General features: G+C 54.0%; 23 protein-coding genes and 1 riboswitch. Of the genes, 9 read left to right on the forward strand and 14 right to left on the reverse strand.

Going from position 1 to position 25,659, the window contains the following annotated elements; all coding sequences use genetic code 11:
- Positions 1-2: 2 nt before the first annotated feature.
- The 11 genes from mraY to leuO form a co-directional block, all read right to left on the reverse strand.
- Positions 3-1,085: a phospho-N-acetylmuramoyl-pentapeptide-transferase gene (gene mraY, locus F3J29_RS13575; protein WP_039290277.1), complete on the reverse strand. Its 1,083-nt coding sequence runs from the start codon at positions 1,083-1,085 to the stop codon at positions 3-5.
- The gene (murF, locus tag F3J29_RS13580) at positions 1,079-2,437 is read right to left on the reverse strand and encodes a UDP-N-acetylmuramoyl-tripeptide--D-alanyl-D-alanine ligase (protein WP_166866834.1); all 1,359 of its coding nucleotides are present in this window, start codon (positions 2,435-2,437) and stop codon (positions 1,079-1,081) included. The genes mraY and murF overlap by 7 nt, the downstream gene beginning before the upstream one ends.
- A complete protein-coding gene (gene murE / locus F3J29_RS13585; RefSeq protein WP_166866836.1) occupies positions 2,434-3,921 on the reverse strand; it encodes a UDP-N-acetylmuramoyl-L-alanyl-D-glutamate--2,6-diaminopimelate ligase in 1,488 nt (495 codons plus the stop codon). Before murE ends, murF begins: the two co-directional genes overlap by 4 nt.
- A complete protein-coding gene (gene ftsI, locus F3J29_RS13590; protein ID WP_166866838.1) occupies positions 3,908-5,674 on the reverse strand; it encodes a peptidoglycan DD-transpeptidase PBP3 in 1,767 nt (588 codons plus the stop codon). The genes murE and ftsI overlap by 14 nt, the downstream gene beginning before the upstream one ends.
- Positions 5,675-5,689: 15 nt before the next feature.
- The gene (ftsL, locus tag F3J29_RS13595) at positions 5,690-6,052 is read right to left on the reverse strand and encodes a cell division protein FtsL (protein ID WP_008461776.1); all 363 of its coding nucleotides are present in this window, start codon (positions 6,050-6,052) and stop codon (positions 5,690-5,692) included.
- Positions 6,049-6,990, reverse strand: a complete 942-nt coding sequence (rsmH, locus tag F3J29_RS13600; protein WP_166866840.1) for a 16S rRNA (cytosine(1402)-N(4))-methyltransferase RsmH — start codon at positions 6,988-6,990, stop codon at positions 6,049-6,051. The genes ftsL and rsmH overlap by 4 nt, the downstream gene beginning before the upstream one ends.
- Before the next feature lie 2 nt (positions 6,991-6,992).
- Positions 6,993-7,451, reverse strand: coding sequence for a division/cell wall cluster transcriptional repressor MraZ (gene mraZ, locus F3J29_RS13605; RefSeq protein WP_038475605.1), 459 nt, complete (start codon positions 7,449-7,451; stop codon positions 6,993-6,995).
- Positions 7,452-8,013: 562 nt separating this feature from the next.
- Positions 8,014-9,018, reverse strand: a complete 1,005-nt coding sequence (gene cra / locus F3J29_RS13610; RefSeq protein ID WP_008461770.1) for a catabolite repressor/activator — start codon at positions 9,016-9,018, stop codon at positions 8,014-8,016.
- Between the two features lie 176 nt (positions 9,019-9,194).
- Positions 9,195-9,686, reverse strand: a complete 492-nt coding sequence (gene ilvN / locus F3J29_RS13615; protein WP_166867520.1) for an acetolactate synthase small subunit — start codon at positions 9,684-9,686, stop codon at positions 9,195-9,197.
- Between the two features lie 2 nt (positions 9,687-9,688).
- Positions 9,689-11,413 (reverse strand): acetolactate synthase 3 large subunit, encoded by a 1,725-nt coding sequence (gene ilvI, locus F3J29_RS13620; RefSeq protein WP_166866841.1) that lies wholly within the window; start codon positions 11,411-11,413, stop codon positions 9,689-9,691.
- A gap of 406 nt (positions 11,414-11,819) precedes the next feature.
- Positions 11,820-12,764: a transcriptional regulator LeuO gene (gene leuO / locus F3J29_RS13625; protein WP_166867523.1), complete on the reverse strand. Its 945-nt coding sequence runs from the start codon at positions 12,762-12,764 to the stop codon at positions 11,820-11,822.
- A gap of 427 nt (positions 12,765-13,191) precedes the next feature.
- On the opposite strand from leuO, the gene leuL reads away from it, so the two are divergent.
- The 5 genes from leuL (at position 13,192) to leuD (ending at position 18,054) form a co-directional block, all read left to right on the forward strand.
- Positions 13,192-13,275 (forward strand): leu operon leader peptide, encoded by an 84-nt coding sequence (gene leuL, locus F3J29_RS22880; protein WP_139827388.1) that lies wholly within the window; start codon positions 13,192-13,194, stop codon positions 13,273-13,275.
- A 90-nt stretch (positions 13,276-13,365) separates the two neighbouring features.
- On the forward strand, positions 13,366-14,943 hold the full coding sequence (leuA, locus tag F3J29_RS13635; RefSeq protein ID WP_166866843.1) for a 2-isopropylmalate synthase: 1,578 nt from the start codon (positions 13,366-13,368) through the stop codon (positions 14,941-14,943).
- On the forward strand, positions 14,943-16,034 hold the full coding sequence (gene leuB / locus F3J29_RS13640; RefSeq protein ID WP_166866845.1) for a 3-isopropylmalate dehydrogenase: 1,092 nt from the start codon (positions 14,943-14,945) through the stop codon (positions 16,032-16,034). The genes leuA and leuB overlap by 1 nt, the downstream gene beginning before the upstream one ends.
- Positions 16,035-16,036: 2 nt before the next feature.
- Positions 16,037-17,437 carry a 3-isopropylmalate dehydratase large subunit gene (leuC, locus tag F3J29_RS13645; RefSeq protein ID WP_166866846.1) on the forward strand — a complete coding sequence of 467 codons (1,401 nt, stop codon included), beginning with the start codon at positions 16,037-16,039 and terminating at the stop codon, positions 17,435-17,437.
- Positions 17,438-17,448: 11 nt separating this feature from the next.
- Positions 17,449-18,054, forward strand: a complete 606-nt coding sequence (gene leuD, locus F3J29_RS13650; RefSeq protein WP_166866848.1) for a 3-isopropylmalate dehydratase small subunit — start codon at positions 17,449-17,451, stop codon at positions 18,052-18,054.
- A gap of 36 nt (positions 18,055-18,090) precedes the next feature.
- Here leuD and F3J29_RS13655 read toward each other — a convergent pair whose 3' ends face one another.
- A complete protein-coding gene (locus F3J29_RS13655) occupies positions 18,091-19,269 on the reverse strand; it encodes a sugar efflux transporter (RefSeq protein WP_166866850.1) in 1,179 nt (392 codons plus the stop codon).
- A 112-nt stretch (positions 19,270-19,381) separates the two neighbouring features.
- A complete protein-coding gene (gene sgrT, locus F3J29_RS13660) occupies positions 19,382-19,561 on the reverse strand; it encodes a glucose uptake inhibitor SgrT (RefSeq protein ID WP_008461749.1) in 180 nt (59 codons plus the stop codon).
- An 87-nt stretch (positions 19,562-19,648) separates the two neighbouring features.
- Between sgrT and sgrR the strand changes: the two genes are divergently transcribed.
- The 4 genes from sgrR to thiQ all read left to right on the forward strand — a co-directional run bounded on the left by sgrR (position 19,649) and on the right by thiQ (position 24,741).
- Positions 19,649-21,307: an HTH-type transcriptional regulator SgrR gene (gene sgrR / locus F3J29_RS13665; RefSeq protein ID WP_166866853.1), complete on the forward strand. Its 1,659-nt coding sequence runs from the start codon at positions 19,649-19,651 to the stop codon at positions 21,305-21,307.
- A 49-nt stretch (positions 21,308-21,356) separates the two neighbouring features.
- Positions 21,357-21,458, forward strand: a riboswitch (TPP riboswitch).
- 31 nt (positions 21,459-21,489) lie between these two features.
- Positions 21,490-22,473, forward strand: a complete 984-nt coding sequence (gene thiB, locus F3J29_RS13670) for a thiamine ABC transporter substrate binding subunit (RefSeq protein ID WP_166866855.1) — start codon at positions 21,490-21,492, stop codon at positions 22,471-22,473.
- Positions 22,449-24,059 carry a thiamine/thiamine pyrophosphate ABC transporter permease ThiP gene (gene thiP / locus F3J29_RS13675; RefSeq protein WP_166866857.1) on the forward strand — a complete coding sequence of 537 codons (1,611 nt, stop codon included), beginning with the start codon at positions 22,449-22,451 and terminating at the stop codon, positions 24,057-24,059. The genes thiB and thiP overlap by 25 nt, the downstream gene beginning before the upstream one ends.
- Positions 24,043-24,741, forward strand: coding sequence for a thiamine ABC transporter ATP-binding protein ThiQ (gene thiQ, locus F3J29_RS13680; protein ID WP_166866859.1), 699 nt, complete (start codon positions 24,043-24,045; stop codon positions 24,739-24,741). Before thiP ends, thiQ begins: the two co-directional genes overlap by 17 nt.
- On the opposite strand, the gene F3J29_RS13685 is transcribed toward thiQ, so the two are convergent.
- Positions 24,738-25,505: a DedA family protein gene (locus F3J29_RS13685; RefSeq protein ID WP_166866860.1), complete on the reverse strand. Its 768-nt coding sequence runs from the start codon at positions 25,503-25,505 to the stop codon at positions 24,738-24,740. The genes thiQ and F3J29_RS13685 overlap by 4 nt on opposite strands.
- Positions 25,506-25,659: the final 154 nt, after the last annotated feature.

The raw sequence follows: 25,659 nt of genomic DNA on the forward strand, positions 1-25,659 counted from the left end.
GTTTAGCGAACCTTCAGCGTAGCCAGGCCAATCAGCACCAGCATCAGCGAAATAATCCAGAAGCGCACAATCACGCGCGGCTCCGGCCAGCCTTTCAATTCATAGTGATGGTGAATCGGTGCCATGCGGAAAATACGCTGCCCACGTAGTTTGAACGAGCCTACCTGCAGGATCACCGATAACGTTTCAACGACGAACACGCCGCCCATAATCACCAGCAGGAACTCCTGACGCAGCAGTACCGCGATAGTGCCCAGCGCCCCACCGAGAGCCAAAGAGCCTACGTCGCCCATGAAGACCTGAGCCGGGTATGTGTTGAACCACAGGAAGCCCAGGCCTGCGCCGACAATCGCCGTACAAACGATCACCAGTTCACCCGCATGGCGCAGGTAAGGAATGTGCAGGTAGCCCGCAAAATTCATGTTCCCCGTCGCCCATGCCACCAGCGCAAAACCTGCCGCAACAAACACGGTAGGCATAATCGCCAGGCCATCAAGACCATCCGTCAGGTTTACCGCATTACCGGTACCGACAATCACAAAGTACGCTAGCAGAACATAGAACAGGCCAAGCTGCGGCATCACGTCCTTGAAGAACGGCACAACCAGTTCGGTTGCAGGTGTCCCTTTCCCGGCTGCATACATTGTGAAAGCCACTACCAGTGCAATCACCGACATCCAGAAATATTTCCAGCGTGCAATCAGACCTTTAGTGTCCTTACGGACCACCTTGCGGTAGTCATCGACAAAGCCAACGATGCCAAAGCCTATCAGCACAAACAGCACGCACCAGACGTAGGGGTTAGAGGGATAGGCCCACATCAGCACGGACACCACAATGGCGGTCAGGATCATGATCCCGCCCATGGTTGGCGTCCCTTTCTTGCTAAAGTGCGACTCTGGACCATCGTTACGCACAACCTGCCCGAAGGAGAGTTGCTGTAAACGCGCGATCATCCGCGGGCCCATCCACAGGGAGATAAACAGAGCGGTCAGCAGGCTGACGATGGCGCGAAACGTCAAATAGGAAAAGACGTTAAAGCCGGAATAATATTTGACCAAATGTTCGGCCAGCCAAACTAGCATGCTTGTTTCTCCTGTAATGCGCGAACCACCTCTTCCATGGCCGCACTACGTGAACCTTTCACCAAAATGGTTAAAATTGAATGTTCCGCAATAAGCGCTTTCAAACGCGCAACCACGGCCTGTTTATCGGTAAAATGTTCACCAACGTCTGATGCGTCACTCAGCGTTTTGCTTAAAACCCCGACGCTCAAAACACGGTCAATACCTGCGGCTTTTGCCGCTTCGCCAACCTGACGATGGCAAGCTTCGGCTTCCTCACCCAGCTCGCCCATATCGCCAACGACCATCACACGGTAACCCGGCATTTCTGACAGGACCTGTGCCGCCGCGGTCATTGAACCCACGTTAGCGTTATAACTGTCGTCCAGCAGCAGTTGATTCTCTGCAAGCTGGATAGGGAACAGGCGGCCCGGCACGGCTTTAAGCTCAGCAAGCCCCGCTTTTACGGCTTCGAGCGTCGCACCAACGGCCATTGCCAGCGCGGTAGCCGCCAGCGAGTTAGCAATATTGTGACGACCCGGCAGCGGCAGAATGACATCAACATCGCCCTGCGGCGTATGCAGAGTAAATTCGGTACCGTGGGAGGTGATATGGATATTCGTCGCGGTGAAATCGCTGCCTGCCGCGTTCGGTGAGAAGCGCCAGGTTTTACGATCGCCAATGATCGCCTGCCAGTTCAGCCAGTCGTTGTTATCGGCATTAAGGATCGCCGTACCGTTTGCCGCAAGGCCGGTAAAGATCTCGCCTTTGGCTTTAGCCACGCCTGCCAGTGAACCAAAACCTTCAAGGTGCGCGGCCGCCAGGTTATTCACCAGCGCCGCTTCCGGCTGCGTCAAGCCCACGGTCCAGGCTATTTCGCCCTGGTGGTTTGCTCCCAGCTCAATAACCGCATAATCGTATTCTGGCGTCAGGCGCAGCAGCGTCATCGGCACGCCAATATCGTTATTCAGATTGCCTGCGGTATAAAGCGTGTTGCCGCACTGGCGCAGAATTGATGCCGCCATTTCCTTCACGGAAGTTTTGCCGGAAGAACCGGTTAGCGCCACAACGCGAGTAGGCACCTGCTGGCGAACCCACGCGCCTAGTTCGCCAAACGCAAGGCGCGTATCGGCCACAACCAGTTGGGGAACATCAATATCCAGCTTACGGTTAACCAATAATGCACCAGCCCCGCCTTTAACCGCATCGGCGACAAAGTCATGGGCATCAAAACGTTCGCCTTTCAGCGCAACAAACAGACAGCCAGCCGTCAGCTTACGGGTATCCGTTGTGACATCAATAATGTCCGCGTTTGCGCCATGTAGCTGCCCATTAAGAATGGACTCCAGCTGCTTCAGGGAGACGCGAATCATGCCACAACCCCCAGCAGGCGCGCTGCGGTAACGCGGTCGGAGTAATCCAGACGACGGTTGCCAACAATCTGATAGTCCTCGTGGCCTTTACCCGCCAGCAGAACCACGTCATTTTCTTTGGCCTGCATAATCGCGTTAGTCACCGCTTCTGCACGTCCTAACACAACGTGCGCACGGCCAGCATCCAGCATACCGGTCAGGATATCCTCAACAATGGCTCTCGGTTCTTCGGTGCGCGGGTTGTCATCGGTCACCACCACCACATCGGCATATTGCTCGGCAATGCCACCCATAATTGGCCGCTTACCCTTGTCGCGATCGCCGCCACAGCCAAATACACACCACAATTTGCCGGAACAGTGCAGCCTGGCTGCCTGTAGCGCTTTTTCCAGCGCATCCGGCGTGTGGGCATAATCCACAACCACGGTAGGTTTGCCGGCTGTGCTGAAGACTTCCATTCGTCCGCAAACAGGCTGCAAACGTGAACCAGTTTCAATTAATGCCTCGAGCGAATAACCCAGCGCCAGCAGAGTGGCTAAAGCCAACAGCAGGTTACTGACGTTAAACGCGCCCATCAGGCGGCTTTCAATTTCGCCATTGCCCCACGATGAACTGAAGTGAATCGTCGCTCCACCATCGTGATAAACCACTTCATCAGCTTTCAGCCAGCGCCCATGTGCCCCCGGCTCAAGGTTATTTTCCATGGTGACCGCCACGGCATCCGGCAGGCGCGCCAACCAGCGGTGACCCACTTCGTCATCGGCGTTGATGATCGCCTGACCGCAGTCATGCTCGGAAAACAACAGCCACTTAGCGGCTTCGTAATTCGCCATATCACCGTGATAATCAAGGTGATCGCGGCTTAAGTTGGTAAATACCGACGCAGCAAACTTCAGCGCCGCCACGCGATGCTGAACCAGACCATGGGATGAAACTTCCATGGCACCAAAGGTTGCGCCTTGGGTTTTCAGGCTCGCCAGCACGTGCTGCACGTCTACCGCAGAGCCCGTGGTATTTTCTGTCGGCACAACCTGCCCAAGCAGACCATTGCCCACGGTTCCCATCACGGCACTGGTTTCACCCAACAGCTGCGCCCACTGCGCTAATAGTTGAGTGGTTGTCGTTTTGCCGTTAGTGCCGGTGACGCCAACCAGACGTAAGGATTCAGAAGGCTGATGATAGAAACGGCCAGCCAGCGCAGACAGCCGCTGATGCAGCTGGCTCAGGTAAATGACCGGTACGCCATGCATCTCGCGAACTTCACCATCTGCAGCTTCACCGTCCGCTTCTGCGATCACGGCAGCCACACCCTGTGCTATCGCCTGCGGGATATAACGACGCCCGTCCGCCTGATGACCGACCACGGCCACAAAAAGATCGCCCGCAGCCGCCACGCGACTGTCGAGTGTCATCTCTCGCAGCGCTCTCGCAGGTAGCCCGGCTACCCACGGAGCAAGAAGGTCGCTCAAATTACGATCTGCCACCTGATGCCTCTTTCTGATTAATTACAAATTCGCTTTTCTCACCGGTTGCCAGCGCATCCGGCTCGATGTTCATGGTGCGCAGTACGCCGCCCATGATGGCACCGAACACAGGTGCAGATACGGCACCGCCGTAATACTTACCGCCCTGCGGGTCATTGATAACCACCACCAGCGCGAAGCGAGGCTGGCTGGCTGGCGCAACGCCTGCGGTGTAAGCAATGTATTTATTGATGTACTTACCGTCCGGGCCGACTTTTTTCGCCGTACCGGTTTTAATCGCAATACGGTAGCCCTTAATGGCCGCCTTCACTCCGCCGCCGCCGGGCAGCGCCACGCTTTCCATCATGTGCACCACGGTGCGGACGGTAGATTCAGCAAAGATACGCTCGCCGGGAACCGGCGGGTCAACTTTGGTTATCGACAGCGGGCGATAAATGCCATAGCTGCCAATCGTTGCGTAGACTCGCGCTAACTGTAACGGGGTTACCATTAGCCCATAGCCGAAAGAGAAGGTGGCCCTCTCTATGTCAGACCACCGTTGTTTTTGAGGATATAAGCCACTGCGTTCCCCGACCAACCCCAAATTGGTCGCTTTTCCCAGTCCAAAACGTGAGTAAGTATCTACTAACGCTGAGGAGGGCATCGCTAACGCCAGCTTCGAAACACCGACGTTACTCGACTTCTGTAACACCCCGGTAAGGGTCAATTCGCTGTACCGCGCCACATCTTTGATCTCATGACCATTAATGCGGTACGGAATCGTATTCAGTACGCTATTTTCATTTACTACGCCCCGCTGCAGCGCGGTCATCACCACCATTGGCTTAACGGTGGAACCCGGCTCGAAGACGTCGGTGATGGTACGGTTACGCATCACGTCTTTTGCCGTGCCGGTTAGATTGTTCGGGTTGTAGGACGGGCTGTTCGCCATCGCCAGGACTTCACCGGTATTCACGTCAACCAAAACAGCGCTGCCCGATTCGGCTTTGTTGAAGGCAACGGCGTTATTCAGTTCGCGATAAACCAGCGCCTGCAAGCGTTCATCAATGCTCAAAGCCAGGTTATGTGCGGCCTGGCTGTCGGTGGAGGAAATGTCTTCGATAACGCGCCCGTAGCGATCTTTACGCACAATGCGCTCGCCCGGTTGACCGGTGAGCCATTTATCAAAGCTTTTTTCCACCCCCTCGATCCCTTCGCTGTCCACGTTGGTGAAACCGATGAGGTGAGCGGTCACTTCTCCGGATGGATAGTAGCGACGGGACTCCTGACGAAGGTGGATCCCCGGAAGTTTAAGCTTTTTGATGTAGTCGCCAATATCCGGGTTAACCTGACGCGCGAGATAAATAAATCGCCCATTGGGATTGGTGTTCACGCGGGATGAAAGCTGGTCGAGAGGCATTTTCAGTGCATCGGCCAGCGCCTTCCAGCGGTTGTCCAGCGTCACTCCGCCAGCGTCATGCAATTCTTTCGGGTCGGCCCAGACCGCATTCACCGGGACGCTAACCGCAAGAGGGCGCCCCGCGCGATCGCTTATCATGCCGCGGGAGGTGGAGACCTCCTGTACCCGCAGTGAACGCATATCACCCTGACGTACCAGCATGTCCGGGTTGATTATCTGCAGCCAGGCAACACGGCCCAGCAGAAAAGTCAGCGCCAACAAAATGCAACCGCAGAGCAACGCAAAACGCCAACTCACAAAGTTGGCCTGTTCTTCCTGACGTTTTGGTTTAAGCGTTTTTGCCGCTGCTCTCATCTGCCGCACTATTCCTTATTGCTGAACTACGATGTTTTCCTGCGAAGGATCGACATGCTGCAATTGCAGCTTTTCCGTCGCGATCCTTTCTACCCGGCTGTGATCGCCGAGCGCATTTTCTTCGAGAATCAGGTTACGCCATTCAATATCCAGCGCATCACGCTCGAGTACCATCTGCTCGCGCTGTGCGGTGAGCAGACGAGTATGGTGCGCCGTCGTGACCACGGAAACCGCGGTCACAATAATCGCGACGAACAAGCAAAGTGCCAGTTTCCCATGACGCAGAAGATCGCCACCAATCACGGCAGGCAATGCGTGGCGCTCGTTGCTGCCGAGCTGCGTCACTCTGCTGAGGGTTTCTGTCACCCGATTGATCATGCGTTAGTCCTCTCCGCAATACGCAAAACAGAACTACGGGCGCGCGGATTTTCCGCCACTTCTTCTTCACCAGGCATTAGCTTACCCAGCGCTTTCAACTGGCGACCGCCCAGTTTATTCAGCTGCGCTTCCGTCATCGGTAAACCGGCTGGGACCTGTGGTCCTCGGCTGTTTTCACGCATAAAGCGTTTAACGATGCGATCCTCCAGAGAATGGAAACTGATGATCGATAAACGGCCACCGGGAGATAACGCCTCCAGCGAACCCTTCAGCGCTTTCTCAATTTCATCCAGCTCGCTGTTGATCCAGATACGGATAGCCTGGAATGTTCGGGTCGCTGGGTGCTTAAACTTATCTTTCACCGGCATAGCGGCAGAGACAACGGCCGCCAGCTCTTTGGTACGCGTCATCGGCTCTTCGCGATTGCGTTCAACGATGGCGCGCGCAATGCGCTTACCAAAACGTTCTTCACCAAAGGTTTTAATAACCCAGGCAATATCGGCTTCTTCCGCCGTCATCAGCCATTGGGCTGCGGATTGGCCGCGCGTTGGGTCCATACGCATATCCAGCGGCCCATCACGCATAAACGAAAAACCGCGTTCTGCATCATCCAGCTGAGGAGAAGAGACGCCGAGATCCAGCAAAATGCCGTCAATCTTACCGTCCAGTTCGCGCTCACGTGCGTAATCTGCAAGCGCAGAGAATGGGCCATGAATGATGGAGAAGCGTGGGTCATCGATAGCGCTAGCAGCAGCAATTGCCTGCGGATCGCGGTCGATCGCCAGTAGCCGTCCTTGCTCACCGAGCTGAGACAGAATCAGGCGTGAATGGCCACCGCGACCAAAAGTGCCATCAATGTAGATGCCATCGGGACGAATATTCAGGCCGTTAACGGCCTCGTCCAGCAGCACCGTAGTATGTTTAAAATTTTCCATCATTTCTAAAGTGACAAGTCCTGCAGACGATCCGACAAGGTGTTTGTCGAACCCTGCTCAGCGTCGATATCTTCCTTGACCTGTTGATGCCAGGTCGCTTCATCCCACAGCTCAAACTTATTGAACTGGCCGACCAGCATGACTTCTTTGGTAAGCCCGGCGTGCTGCCGTAAAACGGGCGCCAGCAGCAGTCGCCCGGCGCTATCCATCTGACATTCACTGGCATGTCCCAATAACAGACGCTGTACGCGGCGTTCTGCGGGATTCATGCTCGACAGACGGGCAAGCTTTTGTTCAATGATTTCCCACTCGGGAACGGTATAAAGCAGCAGGCAGGGGTGATGGATGTCGATGGTGCAAACCATCTGACCTTCTGAGGTTTCGATCAGCTTTTCCCTATAGCGGGTAGGTACGGCGAGCCGCCCCTTGCTGTCGAGATTGACTAACGTTGCCCCACGGAACATGCCAGCCTCACCCTTTAATGACCCATTTCACCACTTTAACCCACAAATTCCCACATAAAGGAGTTTACGGAGGGGAGGAAAACCTTGTCAAGCCAGCCAGGCCGCTTACGGGAATAAATTCCCGCGCCTAAGCGATTGATAAATGGCTGGCGTAAAAAAGCCCGCAATGGCGAGGCAAAATTAACGTTATGAATATTTGAAAGAAAAAGACCAATAAACATCAACAGCGTTAAAACGACCAAATACTTGTCTGGAGAAATATTAAGTACCCAGTTTGCGACGCGGGCGGCATTTTAAGGTATTTCAAGGCGGGTGAACAGCGCCAGATGCCCGTCTGGCGCTGGCTCTGTGCAAGACAGAAGTAAAGAGAGGTTGCTAATGATTAATAATCCAACATTTCTTAACTGCTGGTGTGTAACAAAATAATACAAAGAACAGATTTATTTCTCGATGGGGATTTTTTTACCTGATTTTTCCCGCCTAATTAATTGCCTTAAAAAATAAGGGTAAATATACGGGAAAAATCTTAATTAACTTTAAGTGACTGATAATGATCTCTTTATCAGTAACGACTTAAGCTACCCCGACGATAAAGATTGCGGCGAATTCGGGTTAACCCAGGCTTCGGCTTACGTGGCTCATCAAGGCTTGCCAGCACCAATTCCAGCACGCGCTCAGCAACATCGCGGTGACGCTGTGCGACCGCCAATACCGGGCATTGCAGGAAATCCAGCAGCTCATGGTCGCCAAAGGTGGCGATCGCCAACTCCGAAGGCAGCCGTCCCTGGCGGCGCAGTGTAACATCCATCACTCCCTGCAGCAGTGCGAAGGACGTCGTGTACAGCGCATCCGGCATCTCGTGAGTTTCCAGCCATTTTTCAAAAAGCTGAGCGGCAGCTTCACGCTCATAGCTGTTGGCATAGAGGTAATTGACGGTACGAGGATCGTCTTTCCAGGCAGTACGGAACCCTTGCTCACGCAGGAAGCTTACGGACAGTTCAGGTAATGCACCAAGGTAAAGGATATTTTCACCAGGGAATTTCCGCAGTTCTTCTGCCAGCATTTCTGCATCGTCCTGATCGGCACCGACAACGCTGGTGAAATGTTCACGGTCTAAGGCACGATCGAGCGCAATAATCGGGAACGAATCGTTTGCCCAGCGCTGATAAAAAGGATGCTCCGGCGGCAAAGAGGTAGATACAATAATGGCATCAACCTGACGCTGCAGAAGATGCTCGATACAGCGCATTTCGTTGTCAGGTTGATCCTCAGAGCAAGCGATCAGCAACTGATAGCCGCGCTGGCGGGCCTGGCGCTCAAGATAATTTGCTATACGGGTGTAGCTGGTGTTTTCCAGATCTGGGATCACCAGCCCGATAGAACGCGTGCGTCCTGCACGAAGCCCGGCGGCTACCGCATTAGGGTGGTAGTTATGCTCACGTACTACCGCCATAACTTTCTCAACGGTTTTATCGCTGACGCGATACTGCTTTGCTTTTCCGTTGATGACGTAGCTTGCCGTGGTCCGCGACACGCCAGCCAGACGCGCGATTTCATCCAATTTCACTGTAGCCCCTTACTCTCCAGGTGATCCATACCCATGCCATGGCTATGGTTAACGACATTCACATCTAAGCGCAGAATAATAACTCCAGCAACCGCTTTTGCAGGCGGTTGTTTTCTTATTTGCAAAAAAAAGCCCGGCAGTGATTACCGGGCATGTGAATTAGATCACATTCGTGACTAACGCATGATCTTATCGCCGCGCGAAACGCCAACAATGCCTGAACGGGCCACTTCGACAATTTTGGCAACATCGCGGATCGTATCAAGGAAGGCGTTGAGCTTATCGCTGGTGCCGGCAAGCTGGACGGTGTAAAGCGTTGGCGTCACATCAATGATTTGCCCACGGAAAATTTCCGTGCTTCGCTTCACCTCTTCCCGCCCGTATCCGCTGGCCTGCAATTTTACCAGCATGATTTCACGTTCAACGTAGGCTCCCTGCCCCAGCTCGCTGACGCGTAACACATCAACCAGCTTATGCAGCTGCTTCTCAATCTGCTCCAGTACCTTTTCATCACCCACGGTTTGGATAGTCATGCGAGAAAGCGTGGGATCATCCGTAGGCGCTACGGTAAGGCTTTCAATGTTGTAGCCCCGCTGGGAAAACAGACCAATGACCCGGGACAGCGCGCCTGATTCGTTTTCCAGTAATACAGATAATATCCGGCGCATATTCAGGTTCTCTCCGTTTTGCTGAGCCACATTTCATCCATACCGCCACCGCGAATCTGCATCGGATAAACGTGTTCTGTACCATCAACTGTGACATCTACAAACACCAGTCGCCCTCCGCGCACCGTTTCCAGCGCCTGAGCAAGTTTGCTTTCCAGCTCTTCTGGCTTAGTGATACTAATTCCCACATGGCCATACGCTTCCGCCAGGCGAACAAAGTCCGGGAGTGACTCCATATAAGACTGGGAATGGCGGCCCGAGTAAATCATGTCCTGCCACTGCTTCACCATGCCGAGATAGCGATTGTTAAGGTTCAAAACCAGAACCGACAAGCCGTACTGCAGCGCGGTGGAAAGTTCCTGGATATTCATCTGGATACTGCCATCGCCGGTAACGCAAATAACCATCTCATCCGGCAGCGCCATCTTCACGCCAAGTGCTGCAGGAAGGCCGAAGCCCATCGTGCCTAAACCGCCGGAATTTATCCAACGGCGTGGCTTATCGAACGGATAATAGAGCGCGGCAAACATTTGGTGCTGGCCCACATCGGAGGTGACATAAGCATCCCCGTTCGTCAGACGATAAGCGGTTTCAATAACAGCCTGCGGCTTGATAGCCTGGCTATGGCGATCGAACTCAAGGCAGTGACGAGCCCGCCACTGTTCAATCTGTTGCCACCAGTCCCGAATATCATCCCCGGATTGCTGAATATCTTCCTGACCAAGCAAGTCCAGCATTTGTGTCAGAGCCTGACGCGCATCTCCCACAATCGGGATATCTGCCGCTACGGTTTTGGAGATAGACGTGGGGTCAATGTCAATATGCAACACTGTCGCATTCGGGCAGTATTTAGCGAGATTGTTCGTGGTTCGGTCGTCAAAGCGCACGCCAACGGCAAAGATAACGTCCGAATGATGCATCGTCATGTTGGCTTCGTAAGTACCGTGCATGCCAAGCATGCCCAGCGACTGCCGGTGTGTGGCCGGGAATGCACCCAGCCCCATCAGCGATGAGACCACCGGTATATTGAGCTTTTCAGCAAGCACCAACAATTCTGCCTCACAGGCTGAATTGATCGCCCCACCGCCGACGTACATCACCGGTTTTTTAGCCGCAATCAGCGTCTGCAGGGCACGCTTGATCTGCCCTTTATGGCCCTGCGTCGTTGGATTATAAGAGCGCATACTAACGGCGTCTGGCCAGGCATACGGCAACTTATTCAGCGGACTCATGATGTCTTTGGGTAAATCAACGACCACCGGCCCTGGGCGGCCGCTAGAAGCAAGCCAGAATGCTTTTTTGATGATCCCCGGTATGTCCTCGACCTGTTTTACCAGGAAGCTGTGTTTTACAACAGGTCGGGAGATACCGACCATGTCGCACTCCTGAAAGGCGTCGTAACCAATCAATGAAGTTGCAACCTGCCCGGACAACACAACCATCGGGATTGAATCCATATAGGCGGTTGCGATGCCGGTGATGGCATTTGTGGCACCGGGCCCCGAAGTCACCAGCACAACGCCGGTTTCCCCCGTAGCACGGGCCAGGCCGTCGGCCATATGCACGGCAGCCTGCTCATGGCGCACCAGCACATGATCGATTCCGCCCATAGTGTGAAGCGCATCGTAAATATCGAGAACGGCGCCTCCCGGATAGCCGAATACTTGTTTCACGCCCTGATCGATTAACGACCGGACGACCATCTCGGCTCCTGACAACATCTCCATGGTTTTGCCTCCAGGCTCACGTTTTTGACCGCATGCGGAAGTCATTTCCGCACCGTCGCTGCGACAGGTTGTGTCTCTGCCTGTATCATTTTTATAGGTTTAGCCCATTAACATAACCGCTCAAGATCCGTCAGGCAATTACCCACCAGAGCAACCTGAAGAGAAGAAATTACGCTCACCGCTATAAAAATCAGGCATAGCGGAGCGATCGACTAAATAGAGAGGGTGACTAATGACGAATATGCCAAAGATGCGGAGAAACACAGTATGTTATGTATTAATTTAGCATTATTAATGCTGCAAGGACGGTGCCACCAGAAAATGCGAAAGTACAAAATACTGCCTTTCTAACATAAAAAAGTGGAAACGGGCTGTTGAGGCCCGGGAATCCATAATACAAGTAACGTTATTGACATAAGCTTTTTGCTATCTGATTTTGCATCCACAAATGCCCCTTATCTTGCCCGCTTGAGTCATACCAGGATAAATAACAAGTACGCTGACTTTTGATAAAAGGCAAGGTAAACACTTTTAGATTCAATTCATTAGAGGCACCATCAACCAACCAGCGTGGCGCTACAGCCACCAGCCGTGTTTGTGAAACCACGTTTAATACACAGGTCATCGCCATTCCCTGGTAGGCAATCGCATTTTGCTTATTCAACGTGTCATACCACGGCGAACTGAAAGAACCATAACATTCAGGGGAAGTCACCGCATGTTGCTGATTATAGAATTCACGCATCGTTAATGGAGAACAAAAACCAGGATGCTCCGGGCCGGTAACTAAAACGATTTCATCCTCAAACAGTGGAATTTTTTTAAACTCAGAGCGCGAGATTTCATCATAGCAAATCAAAAAATCAACTTCCTGATAGCGTAGCTGTCGCTCAATATCTTCGTTCAAAAAAGATTTAAACATTAATTGAACATTCGGCGCCGTATATTTTATCGTACCTAAAATGCGTGACATTATTTTACTGTCCAAAGGACTGGCAACGCAAAGCGTAAACTGCCGCTTGCTCCTCAAAGGATCAAAGTCCCCTTCCGGTAGCTCATTCTGAACCATTTGTAAGGCATCACGAATCACGTCATAAAGCTGAAAAGCTCTGGCCGTTGCTTGTATCGTCCGCCCATTGCGAACAAATAGCTCATCTTTGAAGGTGGTTTTCAACCGGGACACGGCGTTGCTGACCGCAGGCTGAGACATCCCCAGCAACCTGGCTGCACCGGTAATACTTTGTGCTCTCATTACCGTGTCAAAAACGGTCAGCAGGTTTAAGTCTACATTACGTAACAGAGGTCTTATTGCATCCAGAGTCTCCCGACTCTTATGTATTTTAGAATCCATTTTTACTCCAGTAATAAATTGAGTTCCATTCCACAATGCATAAGCTGGAAGTTTCATTTTAATATCTTTCTGACAAGGATTTATAACGACTCAATTAACCAGAACAGTTATTACTGAAGCAATAAAACCACGCAATAAAAACCAGTAAGTCACCGGATGGGTAATAAAAAATCTGTCAGCCCATGAACAATACATCAGTTCTATCATATTCATAAGATGAATTATTTAAATTCAGCCTGTTCTCAGACGATATTACGCCTTTTAATCTTAATTAATATATTAAGAAAAGACATTTTCTCGGTATCTTTCACTGAGCAAACACGACGAACTCATCGGCCTGGCGATCCCACAGCCAGCCTAAAGGTTGACACCTGCGTTGAGATCAAGTACCAATAAATACATCACGAAATTGCACAGGGCTTGAAACATGAACCGCACCGTCCGCCTACTTGGTCTACTACTAAACGCATCTTACTTGCGCGGTAGACTGGTGGGCGACAATCAGCGTTGATTCAAGCCTCCAGACAGAAAAAACCCGCGCCAATGCGCGGGTTTTTTTATGCTCGTCGCGAAGGCACCCAAAGAGATAAAGGACCGAACCATGAGCCAGCAAGTCATTATTTTTGATACTACATTGCGCGACGGCGAACAGGCTTTACAGGCAAGCCTGAGCGTAAAAGAGAAGTTGCAGATCGCTATGGCGCTGGAGCGTATGGGCGTCGACGTCATGGAAGTCGGCTTCCCTGTCTCTTCCCCGGGCGATTTCGAATCAGTGCAGACCATTGCTCGCAATATCAAAAACAGCCGTGTTTGCGGCCTGGCTCGCTGCGTTGAGAAAGACATTGATGTTGCCGCTGAATCCTTGAAAGTCGCTGAAGCCTTCCGTATTCATACTTTTATTGCCACCTCGCCAATGCACATCGCCACCAAGCTGCGCAGCACACTGGACGAAGTGATTGAACGCGCCATCTATATGGTTAAACGCGCCCGTAATTACACCGATGACGTAGAGTTCTCCTGTGAAGATGCTGGACGTACGCCGATTGCAGACCTGGCTCGCGTAGTGGAAGCCGCCATCAACGCAGGCGCAACCACCATTAACATCCCGGATACCGTCGGCTACACCATGCCGTTTGAGTTCTCTAACATCATCACCGGCCTGTATGAGCGCGTGCCAAACATTGATAAGGCAATCATTTCCGTGCATACCCACGACGATTTGGGGCTGGCGGTGGGTAATGCCATGGCGGCGGTCCATGCGGGCGCTCGTCAGGTGGAAGGCGCAATGAACGGCATCGGTGAACGGGCGGGTAACTGTTCACTGGAAGAAGTCATCATGGCTATCAAGGTGCGTAAGGACATTATGAACCTGCACACCAACATCAACCATCAGGAAATCTGGCGCACCAGTCAGATGGTTAGCCAAATCTGCAATATGCCAATTCCGGCCAACAAAGCTATTGTCGGTACCGGCGCCTTCGCGCACTCCTCCGGAATTCACCAGGACGGCGTGCTGAAAAATCGCGAAAACTACGAAATCATGACGCCAGAATCCATCGGCCTGAATCAGGTACAGCTGAACCTGACCTCACGCTCCGGCCGGGCCGCGGTGAAGCACCGCATGGACGAGATGGGTTACAAAGAGGCTGATTACAATCTGGATAACCTGTATGACGCCTTCCTGAAGCTGGCAGATAAAAAAGGCCAGGTATTTGACTACGACCTGGAAGCATTGGCCTTCATCAACAAGCAGCAGGAAGAGCCAGAGCACTTCAGCCTGGATTATTTCAGCGTGCAGTCTGGTTCTAACGGTATCGCGACGGCATCCGTGAAGCTGGTTTGCGGCGAAGAGGTCAAAGCCGAAGCAGCAAACGGTAACGGCCCGGTGGATGCCGTCTACCAGGCAATTAACCGCATCACCGAATACAACATTGAGCTGGTGAAATACAGCTTAACCGCCAAAGGCCAGGGCAAAGACGCGCTGGGTCAGGTGGATATCGTGGTGGATTACAACGGCCGCCGATTCCACGGTGTGGGTCTGACAACCGACATCGTCGAATCATCAGCCAAAGCCATGGTCCACGTGCTGAACAACATCTGGCGTGCTGGTGAAGTCGAAAAAGAATTGCAACGCAAAGCTCAACATCAGAATAAAGAACAAAATCAGGAAACCGTGTAATGTCGAAAAATTACCATATTGCAGTTTTGCCGGGTGACGGTATTGGCCCGGAAGTCATGGCTCAGGCCCTGAAAGTACTGGATGCAGTCCGCAATCGCTTTGATATTCGCATCAGCACCAGTACCTATGACGTCGGCGGTGCCGCCATCGATCGCCACGGCAGTCCTCTGCCGCAGGCCACGGTCGAAGGTTGTGAACAGGCCGACGCGATTCTGTTCGGTTCCGTAGGCGGCCCAAAGTGGGAACACCTGCCGCCAGCAGAACAGCCTGAGCGTGGTGCCCTGCTGCCGTTGCGTAAACATTTTAAACTTTTTAGCAACCTGCGCCCGGCGCGTCTGTATCAGGGGCTGGAAGAGTTTTGCCCGCTGCGCGCCGACATCGCGGCAAACGGCTTCGACATTCTGTGCGTTCGCGAACTGACCGGCGGGATTTACTTCGGCCAGCCGAAAGGCCGCGAAGGTAGCGGTATACACGAGAAAGCCTACGACACTGAAGTTTACCACCGCTTTGAGATCGAGCGGATTGCGCGCATCGCCTTTGAGTCTGCCCGCAAGCGCCGCAGCAAAGTGACCTCTATTGATAAAGCCAACGTGCTGCAAACGTCTCTGTTATGGCGTGAAATCGTCAACGAAATCGCCAAAGAATACCCGGATGTGTCGCTGTCTCACATGTATATCGACAACGCCACCATGCAGTTAATTAAAGATCCGTCGCAGTTCGACGTTCTGCTGTGTTCCAACCTGTTCGGCGACATTCTGTCCGACGAATGCGCCATGATCACCGGATCTATGGGCATGCTGCCTTCTGCCAGCCTCAACGAACAAGGTTTTGGCTTATACGAACCTGCGGGCGGTTCAGCACCGGATATCGCCGGGAAGAACATTGCCAACCCTATCGCGCAAATCCTGTCGCTGGCGCTGCTGTTGCGCTATAGCCTGGATGCCGAAGAGGCCGCGCAGGCTATCGAAAGCGCCATTAATCGCGCGTTAGAAGAAGGCCACCGTACCGGGGATTTAGCCCGCGATGGTCACGCAGTCAGCACCGACGAAATGGGCGATATCATTGCCCGCTACATCGCTCAGGGGAAATAATCATGGCCAGGACCTTATATCAGAAGTTGTACGACGCCCACGTCGTGTATGAAGCCCCGGAAGAGACACCGCTGCTGTATATCGATCGCCATCTGGTGCATGAAGTGACTTCCCCTCAGGCCTTTGATGGATTGCGCGCCCATGGCCGTCCGGTTCGTCAGCCGGGAAAAACCTTCGCCACTATGGATCACAACGTGTCGACCCAAACTAAGGACATCAACGCCTCCGGCGAGATGGCCCGCATTCAGATGCAGGAGCTGATGAAGAACTGCCAAGAGTTTGGCGTTGAGCTGTACGATCTGAATCACCCTTATCAGGGCATCGTTCACGTTATGGGGCCAGAACAAGGGATCACTCTGCCGGGCATGACTATCGTGTGCGGCGATTCCCATACCGCGACTCACGGCGCATTCGGCGCGCTGGCTTTTGGGATTGGTACTTCCGAAGTTGAGCACGTCCTGGCCACGCAGACCCTGAAACAGGGGCGCGCGAAAACCATGAAAATTGAAGTCCAGGGCAAAGCCGCCCCAGGGATCACGGCTAAAGACATCGTGCTGGCAATCATCGGCAAAACCGGCAGCGCAGGCGGCACCGGTCATGTGGTTGAATTCTGCGGAGACGCTATTCGTGCCCTGAGCATGGAGGGTCGTATGACGCTGTGCAACATGGCCATTGAAATGGGGGCTAAAGCCGGGATTGTTGCGCCGGATGAAACCACTTTCAGCTATGTAAAAGGCCGTTTGCATGCCCCGAAAGGAGCCGACTGGGATGAGGCCGTCGAATACTGGAAAACCTTCAGCACCGACGAAGGCGCACAATTTGACACTATCGTCACCTTAGACGCCGCCGACATCGCTCCACAGGTTACCTGGGGAACCAACCCAGGTCAGGTGATTTCCGTCACCGATATCATTCCTAACCCGGAGTCCTTTAGCGATCCGGTGGAGCGTGCCTCGGCAGAAAAAGCGCTGGCCTATATGGGCCTGAAGCCGGGTATTCCGCTGACCGAAGTGGCTATCGATAAAGTCTTTATCGGCTCCTGCACCAACTCACGTATCGAAGACCTGCGCGCGGCAGCTGAAGTTGCCAAAGGTCGTAAAGTCGCACCAGGCGTGTTGGCAATGGTTGTGCCAGGCTCAGGCCCGGTCAAAGCTCAGGCCGAGTCTGAAGGACTGGATAAGATCTTCATTGAAGCCGGTTTTGAGTGGCGCTTGCCTGGCTGTTCCATGTGTCTGGCCATGAACAACGACCGCCTGAACCCTGGCGAACGTTGCGCCTCCACCAGCAACCGCAACTTCGAAGGCCGTCAGGGCCGCGGCGGGCGTACTCATCTGGTCAGCCCAGCGATGGCAGCTGCAGCCGCCGTTTCCGGTCATTTTGCCGACATTCGTACACTGAAATAAGGGGAACTACCATGGCAGAGAAATTTATCCAACATACCGGCCTGGTCGTTCCGCTGGATGCGGCAAACGTCGATACCGATGCCATCATTCCTAAGCAGTTTTTGCAGAAAGTCACTCGCACCGGTTTTGGCGCCCATCTGTTTAACGACTGGCGTTTTCTGGACGATGCCGGGCAAGTGCCTAACCCTGAGTTCGTGCTGAACTACCCGGAATTTAAAGGCGCTTCAATTTTGCTGGCACGCGAAAACTTCGGCTGCGGCTCTTCCCGAGAGCACGCCCCGTGGGCATTAACCGACTACGGTTTCAAAGTGGTGATTGCCCCAAGCTTCGCGGACATCTTCTATGGCAACTCGTTTAACAACCAGCTGTTGCCGGTTATCTTAAGCGATGAGCAGGTAGATGAACTGTTCAAGCTGGTCGATGCCCAACCCGGCATTAAATTTGTCGTCGACCTTGAAGCGCAGACGGTTCAGGCGGGCGATAAAAGTTATGCGTTTGAGCTGGATAGCTTCCGCCGTCACTGCATGCTGAACGGCCTGGACAGTATCGGCCTGACGCTGCAGCACGAAGCCGCCATCTCAGGCTACGAGCAAAAACTGCCGGCATTTATGCGCTAATTCCTTTTCCCCTCTCGCTCATGAGAGGGGAAAATTTTAAACGTTCTTAACCCGGCTAGTCAGGAACAGCGCGACCACCGCAAGCGACGCCATCAGCCAGTAAACAGAGTAGTGACCAAGACCTTCCGCCAACGCGCCCTGAAGTAACCCAGCCAGAATCACACCCGTTGAAATACTGTTGGTGAATAGCGTCGTTGCAGATCCCGGTCTTCCCGGCATCAAATCCTGGAACCACAGCATACCTATTCCCGCAATGATCCCGATAAACACCGCATTGAACAGCTGTAAGGCAACAAGTGCCGTTTTTGAGTGGAACAGAATCAGCCCAACATAAAACAGGATGCCAGCAGCAACCGCCGCCACCATCATGTTACGTTTTCCAAAGCGCTTCACATAGTAGCCGGCGAGGATCATCGCGGGGATCTCAATCCCTGCAGCCGTCCCCATTAATAACCCCGCCAGCTCATCCGGCAGCCCAAGATCCTGGCTTATCCACAGCGGCATATCGATGATGTACATGGTGTTGCAGGTCCACATCAGCATCGAAGCAATAAACAGCATCCGCACATTACTGTCTTTCCAGCCGCTGACCTGCGTTATCGCCACCTCCGCGGGCTGTTCAGCTCTCGGCACGGACGGCAGCGCGAAAATAATCAGCGCCAGTGAAATAACGAATATCCCGGCAGCGATAAGAAACATCGTGGTAAAGCCATATTTCAGCGCCAGCATAAAAGAGAGCGGCGGCCCAATAACCCACGCCAGAGAAAGCTGCGCCCGCATGATCGAGCTGAACATCACTACTTCACGGGCGGAACGGTCGGCGTACTCACGCGCCAGGGCAAAGATCTGCGGCATTGCGGTATTGGCGATTGAAGCAAACATCACGCCAAGCGTAATCAGCGTCAGATAATGACGATTAAAGGCAAAAAGAACGCAGTTTGCTACCGCCATCGCGCAGCAAACCATAATCAGTTTGCGCCTGTCGCCCCGGCTATCTGACCTTTTAGCCAGCAGCAAACTGACGCCAATCCCGGCAATCGCGTTAACGGTGTAAAACAGGCCAACCCAAAACGGCCGCACTTCAACCTCGCGAGTTAAAAAGAGGCTAAGCGTCGGTGCCTGAAGCGCACCGGCCACGCCAATCATAAAAGAGACGGCCATGAAGGCAGCGTATACAGGGTTAAAACGGCGTGCGCGGGTCAAAAACCAGAGCATGGAGTGTCCTTAAAAGGAGATATCGTCAGAGGTATTTGCTAACTGCATAAAGATTAAACGAAAAAAGCCAGCAGTAAACAGCTGCTGGCCGGTGAAAAGCACCAATACTCAGTCACACATGAGTCGGCGCGTTGGCGTTCTCGGGCATCGGGGTTGTAACCTCCCACTGCATCAAGTCTTCGAGCATCCTTAGTCTTTGCTCCACCGTCAGGCGAGCCAGCCATCCAGAGCAAACAAACTGTGTTGCGGCAAAGTACTGTTGGAAAAACTTCGCAGGTGATGACCGCTTCATAAACACCTCCTCGCTTCATCGACAGTCATTATTGACGTAATATAGGGAGAGTTAAATTGATGAGTTTCCGCCAGGAGTTCCTCTTTTATGTCTTCGTCACGTCTGCAACAACAATTCATCCGCCTGTGGCAATGCTGCGAAGGCAAACCTCAGGAAACCACCCTGAATGATTTGGCAGATTTGCTGAGCTGTTCCCGCCGCCATATGCGCACGCTGCTTAATGCGATGCAGGAAAAGGGCTGGCTAAGCTGGCAGGCGGAAGCCGGACGAGGCAAGCGCTCGCAGCTCACTTTCCTCTATACCGGGCTGGCGCTTCAGCAGCAGCGGGCGGAAGATCTGCTGGAGCAGGATCGCATCGATCAGCTGGTTCAAATCGTCGGCGACAAAGCTGCCGTCCGCCAGATGCTTATCTCTCATCTTGGCCGCAGTTTTCGCCAGGGCCGACATATTCTGCGTGTCCTTTACTATCGCCCGCTGTTAAACCTGCTGCCCGGTTCGGCGCTGCGTCGCTCCGAAACCCACATCGCCCGCCAGATTTTTAGCGGCCTGACGCGCATAAATGAGGAAAATGGGGAACTCGAAGCGGATATCGCTCACCACTGGCAGCAAATTTCCCCTTTACGCTGGCGCTTCTTCCTGCGTCCCGGCATCCATTTTCACCACGGGCGTGAGCTGGACATGCTGGATATCATCTCTTCCCTGCAGCGCATCAACGCCCTGCCGCTTTTTGCCCATATCACGCAAATCACCTCGCCGACTATCTGGACACTGGATATCCACCTTAGCCAGCCGGATGACTGGCTGCCGTGGCTGTTAGGCAGCGTGAACGCCATGATCCTGCCGCGCGAATGGACAACGATGACAAATTTCGCCAGTCAGCCCATCGGCACGGGCCCCTATTCCGTGGCGCGGAACAACCGCAACCAGCTGAAGATCCACGCCTTTGATGATTACTTTGGCTTCCGGGCACTCATTGACGAGGTCAACTTTTGGGTACTGCCGGAAGTTGGCGAGGAGTCCAGCTGTGGCGTGCAGCTCCAGGGCATGCCGGACAGCGAAAAAGCCGTGGAAAGCCGCCCGGAAGAAGGTTGCTACTACCTGCTGTTCGACAGCCGATCCAGCCTGGGCATCAATCAAAGCGTGCGCCAATGGATTGGGCATGTGCTGTCCCCGGTCAACCTTATCTACCGCGCTACAGAGCAGTATCAGCAGTACTGGTTCCCGGCTTATGGTTTGCTCCCCCGTTGGCACCATTCGCGCCCCGGGCCGCTGCTCGCGAAACCTGCCGGGCTGGAGAGCATAACGCTCACCTACTACCGCGACCACGTGGAGCACCGGATAATCAGCAGCATCATGACCGAACTACTGGCAGAGCAGGGCGTGAAGCTGGTTGTGCAGGAGATAGACTATGCTGAATGGCATCAGGGCGAGGCCGAAAGCGACATCTGGTTGAACAGCGTAAACTTCACCATGCCGCTGGAATACTCCCTGTTTGCCCAGCTTTACGAAGTCCCGCTGATTCAAAAATGCATCCCTGGCGACTGGCAGGGCGATGCCCGTCGCTGGCACAGCAAAACGCTGGCTCTGCCGGAATGGTGCAAGCAAATGCTGGAGCGCAATGACGTTATCCCATTGATTCACCACTGGTTGCGCATTGAAGGCCAGCGCAGTATGCGCGGGGTGAGGATGAACACGCTAGGCTGGTTTGATTTTAAGTCAGCCTGGTTTGCCCCACCGGGCCCATAACGCTTTCGTAACATTACTTCCGTAACCCAAAGGAAATCAGTAGAATCCTCCCTGCTCAACGGGGTGCCAGGACAGTTTGTCCGCGCTGAGATAATACCCGTCGAACCTGATCCGGATAACGCCGGCGAAGGGATTTGAGACACTCAACTCAATTCCTTTGCCCCCTTTTACTGAGGTGCAAAGTGTTCAAAAAATTTCTGCCGCTGCTGGCGCTGGCCGCCATGCCTGTTTTCGCTAAACCTGTATTAACCGTTTACACCTACGACTCGTTCGCCGCCGACTGGGGCCCTGGCCCGGCGGTGAAAAAAGCCTTTGAGGCCGACTGTAACTGCGAGCTGAAATTTGTCGCGCTGGAAGACGGCGTTTCTCTGCTGAACCGCGTACGCATGGAAGGCAAGAACAGCAAAGCAGACGTCGTGCTGGGGCTGGACAACAACCTGGTAGAGGCCGCCACGCAAACCAAACTGTTTGCCCCCTCTAACCTGGAAAACGCCACCCTTCAGGTGCCTGGCGGCTGGAAAAACAGCACCTTCGTGCCTTACGATTACGGCTACTTTGCTTTCGTATACGACAAGAACAAGCTAAAAAACCCGCCAAAAAGCCTGAAAGAGCTGGTTGAAAGCGATCAAAAATGGAAGGTCATTTACGAAGATCCGCGCACCAGCACCCCAGGGCTTGGCCTGCTGCTGTGGATGCAAAAAGTGTACGGCGATAAAGCCCCTGAAGCCTGGCAAAAGCTGGCGAAAAAAACCGTCACCGTGACCAAAGGCTGGAGCGAAGCTTACGGCTTGTTCCTGAAAGGGGAAGCTGACCTGGTACTGAGCTATACCACCTCCCCGGCCTACCATATTATCGAAGAGAAGAAAGACAATTACGCCGCCGCGGACTTCAGCGAAGGACATTACCTGCAGGTTGAAGTTGCGGGCCGACTGGCGAACAGCAAGCAGCCGGAACTCGCCGAGAAATTTATCAAATTCATCACCACGCCAGGTTTCCAGAACACCATTGCTACCGGCAACTGGATGTATCCGGTGACCAACGTGGCATTACCTGCGGGCTTCGACAGCCTGGTGAAGCCGCAAACCACGCTGGAATTTCTCCCTCAGCAGGTGGCCACCCAGCGCGCAGTATGGATCAATGAATGGCAACGCGCCGTCAGCCGCTAATCCCAGGCTGGCTGTATCCAGGGCTCTTTGCCGCAACGCTGGTCGTGGCGGTAGCCCTGGCGGCTTTTCTGGCGCTGTGGCTTAACGCTCCGCAGACGGATGTCTTTGCCATATTACAGGACGACTATCTTTGGCACGTCCTGCGCTTCTCCTTCTGGCAGGCATTTCTTTCCGCCGCACTTTCCGTTTTCCCGGCAATATTTTTAGCCCGCGCGCTCTACCGTCGACGTTTTCCTGGCCGGCTGGCGCTGCTGAGGCTGTGCGCCATGACGCTGGTGCTGCCGGTACTGGTCGCCGTTTTCGGCATTCTTTCCGTTTATGGGCGAGAAGGCTGGCTGGCCACGCTCTGCGGCTGGCTGGGCTTTGAATGGCACTTTTCCCCTTATGGCCTGCAGGGCATTCTGCTGGCGCACGTCTTCTTTAATATGCCGATGGCGACCCGTCTTCTGCTGCAGGCGCTGAACAATATCCCTTCGGAACAGCGTCAGCTGGCGGCACAGCTGGGGATGCAGGGCTGGCATTTCTTCCGTTTCGTCGAGTGGCCCTGGCTGCGCCGCCAGATACTCCCGGTTGGCGCCCTGATTTTTATGCTTTGCTTCGCGAGCTTCGCCACCGTGCTTTCTCTGGGCGGCGGTCCGCAGGCAACCACCATCGAGCTGGCCATCTTTCAGGCATTAAGCTACGACTATGATCCCGCCAAAGCGGCATTGCTGGCTCTGCTGCAAGTGGCGTGCTGCCTTGGCCTGGTGTTGTTGAGCCAGAAGTTAAGTAAGGCGATTCCCGTCGGCGTCAGCCAGCTTCAGGGCTGGCGCGATCCGCAGGATTCCCTGCGCCGAAAACTTAGCGATGGCCTGCTCATTTTACTCGCCCTGCTGCTGCTTCTCCCGCCGCTGCTGGCGGTGATGGTCGATGGGATTAACGGCAGCATGGGCAGCGTGCTGCAGCAGCCTGCCCTCTGGGATGCGCTCTGGACTTCACTGAGAATTGCCATTGCCGCCGGGCTTATCAGCGTGATGCTGACGCTGATGCTGCTTTGGAGTTCGCGTGAGCTTCGACTGCGTAACCAGCGCTTCGCCGGGCAGATCATTGAACTTAGCGGCATGTTGATTCTGGCGATGCCGGGCATCGTCCTCGCCACCGGCTTCTTCTTGCTGCTAAACAATACCGTGGGCCTGCCGCAATCCGCCGACGGCATTGTTATTTTTACTAATGCGCTGATGGCGATTCCCTACGCCCTGAAAGTGCTCGAAAACCCCATGCGAGACCTGGCGGAACGTTACTCTCAGCTTTGCCAGTCACTGGATATCCGCGGCTTTAATCGCCTGCGATTTATTGAGTTAAAAGCGCTGAAACGCCCAATAGCCCAGGCGCTGGCCTTTGCCTGCGTCCTGTCGATTGGTGATTTCGGCGTAGTGGCGCTGTTCGGCAATGAAGACTTCCGCACGCTGCCCTTCTGGCTGTATCAGCAGATCGGCTCTTACCGCAGCCAGGACGGCGCGGTCACAGCGCTACTTATGCTGTTGCTTTGTTTTATGCTGTTTACCTTGATTGAAAAACTTCCGGGGCAAGATGCTAACTCTGACTGATGTAACCTGGCTGTACCAGCACTTACCCATGCGCTTTTCACTGAAGGTGGCGACTGGGGAACGAATTGCTATCCTGGGGCCAAGCGGGGCGGGGAAAAGTACGTTGCTGAGCCTGGTCGCCGGGTTCCTGCAGCCGGCCAGCGGCAGCATCGTCATTGACGGCGTGGATCACACCCGGACACCGCCTTCAGCCCGCCCGGTTTCCATGCTTTTCCAGGAAAATAATCTGTTTAGCCATTTGACCGTCCGGCAAAATATCGCCCTGGGCATGCATCCGGGAATGAAACTTGATCAAGCCCAGAGGCAGCGGCTGCGGGAGATAACGGAACGCGTGGGGTTAACTGACATGCTGGACCGCCTGCCGTCTCAGCTTTCCGGCGGCCAGCGGCAGCGTGTTGCCCTGGCCCGCTGCCTGGTTCGTCAGCAGCCCGTTTTGCTGCTGGACGAACCTTTCTCTGCGCTGGATCCGGCACTGCGCAAAGAGATGCTGCAGTTACTCAATGAGCTATGCCGGGAGCAACGGCTGGCGCTGCTGATGGTCTCTCACAGCATTGAAGATGCCGCCCGCATCGCCAGCCGCAGCATCGTGGTGAAAGACGGGCGCATTGCATGGGACGGCGATACCGGCACGTTGCTCAGCGGTGAGGCAAGCGCCTCCGCGCTGATGGGGATCGGCACCTAGTGAGACAGCACCTTCCGCAGGATCTCCCAGTACACAGGCATCAATGGATGCTGCAACAAGGCCACAAAACTGCCAATGCCCGCCACCAGCATAAGCGGAGCCAGCCAGTTTAGTCGGGATGGCGGTAAATAGCGGGTCAGGCGATCCGAGCCGCTCTTACCGCCACGATACCAACGCCAGCATAGCCATGCGGCCAGCCAAAGCAGTAAAGCTACAGCCAAAAGCAGCCACTTGAAGCTGGCGCTTTTCATATCTGCGGGAATATCAATGGCCGCTCCGGCGAGGATCCCCGGCAAAAAATAGAGCGGCGGCCAGAGCAGGCACCCGATGATATTCGGCGGCAGAAACTTCGCCAGCGGTAAATCCAGCATGCCGGCAACCATCGGCACCAGCGGGCGCGTAGGGCCAACAAAGCGTCCCACCAGAATCGTAAACATGCTGTGCTGATGCAGCGCGTGTTCAGTTTTATCCAGCAGCGCCTTATTCTTTTTCATGAATGACCAGCGGTGCAGCGGCCCTTTGAAACGCTGTCCAAGCCAGAACGAGATCCAGTCGCCCAGCAGACAGCCGGCGATCCCGGCGCCCCAGGCATAATAAAAATTCACCTGGCCACTGCCGATCAGCGCCCCAAGTCCGGCCATCATCACTGTACCAGGCAGGATAAGCCCCACCAGCGCCAGCGACTCAAAAAAGGCCACCAGCATCACCGCGAGAAGCGAATATGCAACTGACTGTGTAATAAAGTGTTCCAGTAAGGCTTCCATAAGCTTTCCGTCGATGAGCGAGCGGGCGATTCTCCAGAATTAACGTGACAGGCGTCAAGGTCTCATTTCTATGAATAAAGAATAGACGCTAAAGTTCCGGACATTTCGCACTCTGCATCAACGCATAGCCGACAACACTGTATATAAATGCAGT

Source organism: Enterobacter sp. Cy-643, from assembly GCF_011752815.1.
Lineage (GTDB): Bacteria > Pseudomonadota > Gammaproteobacteria > Enterobacterales > Enterobacteriaceae > Cedecea.

Bases quoted from the DNA above. Each gene is read 5' to 3' on its own strand.
- leuC (WP_166866846.1), top strand. From the start codon at position 16,037: ATGGCCAGGACCTTATATCAGAAGTTGTACGACGCCCACGTCGTGTAT.
- sgrT (WP_008461749.1), bottom strand. From the start codon at position 19,561: ATGAAGCGGTCATCACCTGCGAAGTTTTTCCAACAGTACTTTGCCGCA.
- mraY (WP_039290277.1), bottom strand. From the start codon at position 1,085: ATGCTAGTTTGGCTGGCCGAACATTTGGTCAAATATTATTCCGGCTTT.
- rsmH (WP_166866840.1), bottom strand. From the start codon at position 6,990: ATGATGGAAAATTTTAAACATACTACGGTGCTGCTGGACGAGGCCGTT.
- ilvI (WP_166866841.1), bottom strand. From the start codon at position 11,413: ATGGAGATGTTGTCAGGAGCCGAGATGGTCGTCCGGTCGTTAATCGAT.
- leuD (WP_166866848.1), top strand. From the start codon at position 17,449: ATGGCAGAGAAATTTATCCAACATACCGGCCTGGTCGTTCCGCTGGAT.
- leuO (WP_166867523.1), bottom strand. From the start codon at position 12,764: ATGGATTCTAAAATACATAAGAGTCGGGAGACTCTGGATGCAATAAGA.
- mraZ (WP_038475605.1), bottom strand. From the start codon at position 7,451: ATGTTCCGTGGGGCAACGTTAGTCAATCTCGACAGCAAGGGGCGGCTC.
- sgrR (WP_166866853.1), top strand. From the start codon at position 19,649: ATGTCTTCGTCACGTCTGCAACAACAATTCATCCGCCTGTGGCAATGC.
- thiQ (WP_166866859.1), top strand. From the start codon at position 24,043: ATGCTAACTCTGACTGATGTAACCTGGCTGTACCAGCACTTACCCATG.
- thiP (WP_166866857.1), top strand. From the start codon at position 22,449: ATGGCAACGCGCCGTCAGCCGCTAATCCCAGGCTGGCTGTATCCAGGG.
- leuA (WP_166866843.1), top strand. From the start codon at position 13,366: ATGAGCCAGCAAGTCATTATTTTTGATACTACATTGCGCGACGGCGAA.
- F3J29_RS13685 (WP_166866860.1), bottom strand. From the start codon at position 25,505: ATGGAAGCCTTACTGGAACACTTTATTACACAGTCAGTTGCATATTCG.
- murF (WP_166866834.1), bottom strand. From the start codon at position 2,437: ATGATTCGCGTCTCCCTGAAGCAGCTGGAGTCCATTCTTAATGGGCAG.
- leuB (WP_166866845.1), top strand. From the start codon at position 14,943: ATGTCGAAAAATTACCATATTGCAGTTTTGCCGGGTGACGGTATTGGC.
- ftsL (WP_008461776.1), bottom strand. From the start codon at position 6,052: ATGATCAATCGGGTGACAGAAACCCTCAGCAGAGTGACGCAGCTCGGC.
- leuL (WP_139827388.1), top strand. From the start codon at position 13,192: ATGAACCGCACCGTCCGCCTACTTGGTCTACTACTAAACGCATCTTAC.
- ftsI (WP_166866838.1), bottom strand. From the start codon at position 5,674: ATGAGAGCAGCGGCAAAAACGCTTAAACCAAAACGTCAGGAAGAACAG.
- ilvN (WP_166867520.1), bottom strand. From the start codon at position 9,686: ATGCGCCGGATATTATCTGTATTACTGGAAAACGAATCAGGCGCGCTG.
- F3J29_RS13655 (WP_166866850.1), bottom strand. From the start codon at position 19,269: ATGCTCTGGTTTTTGACCCGCGCACGCCGTTTTAACCCTGTATACGCT.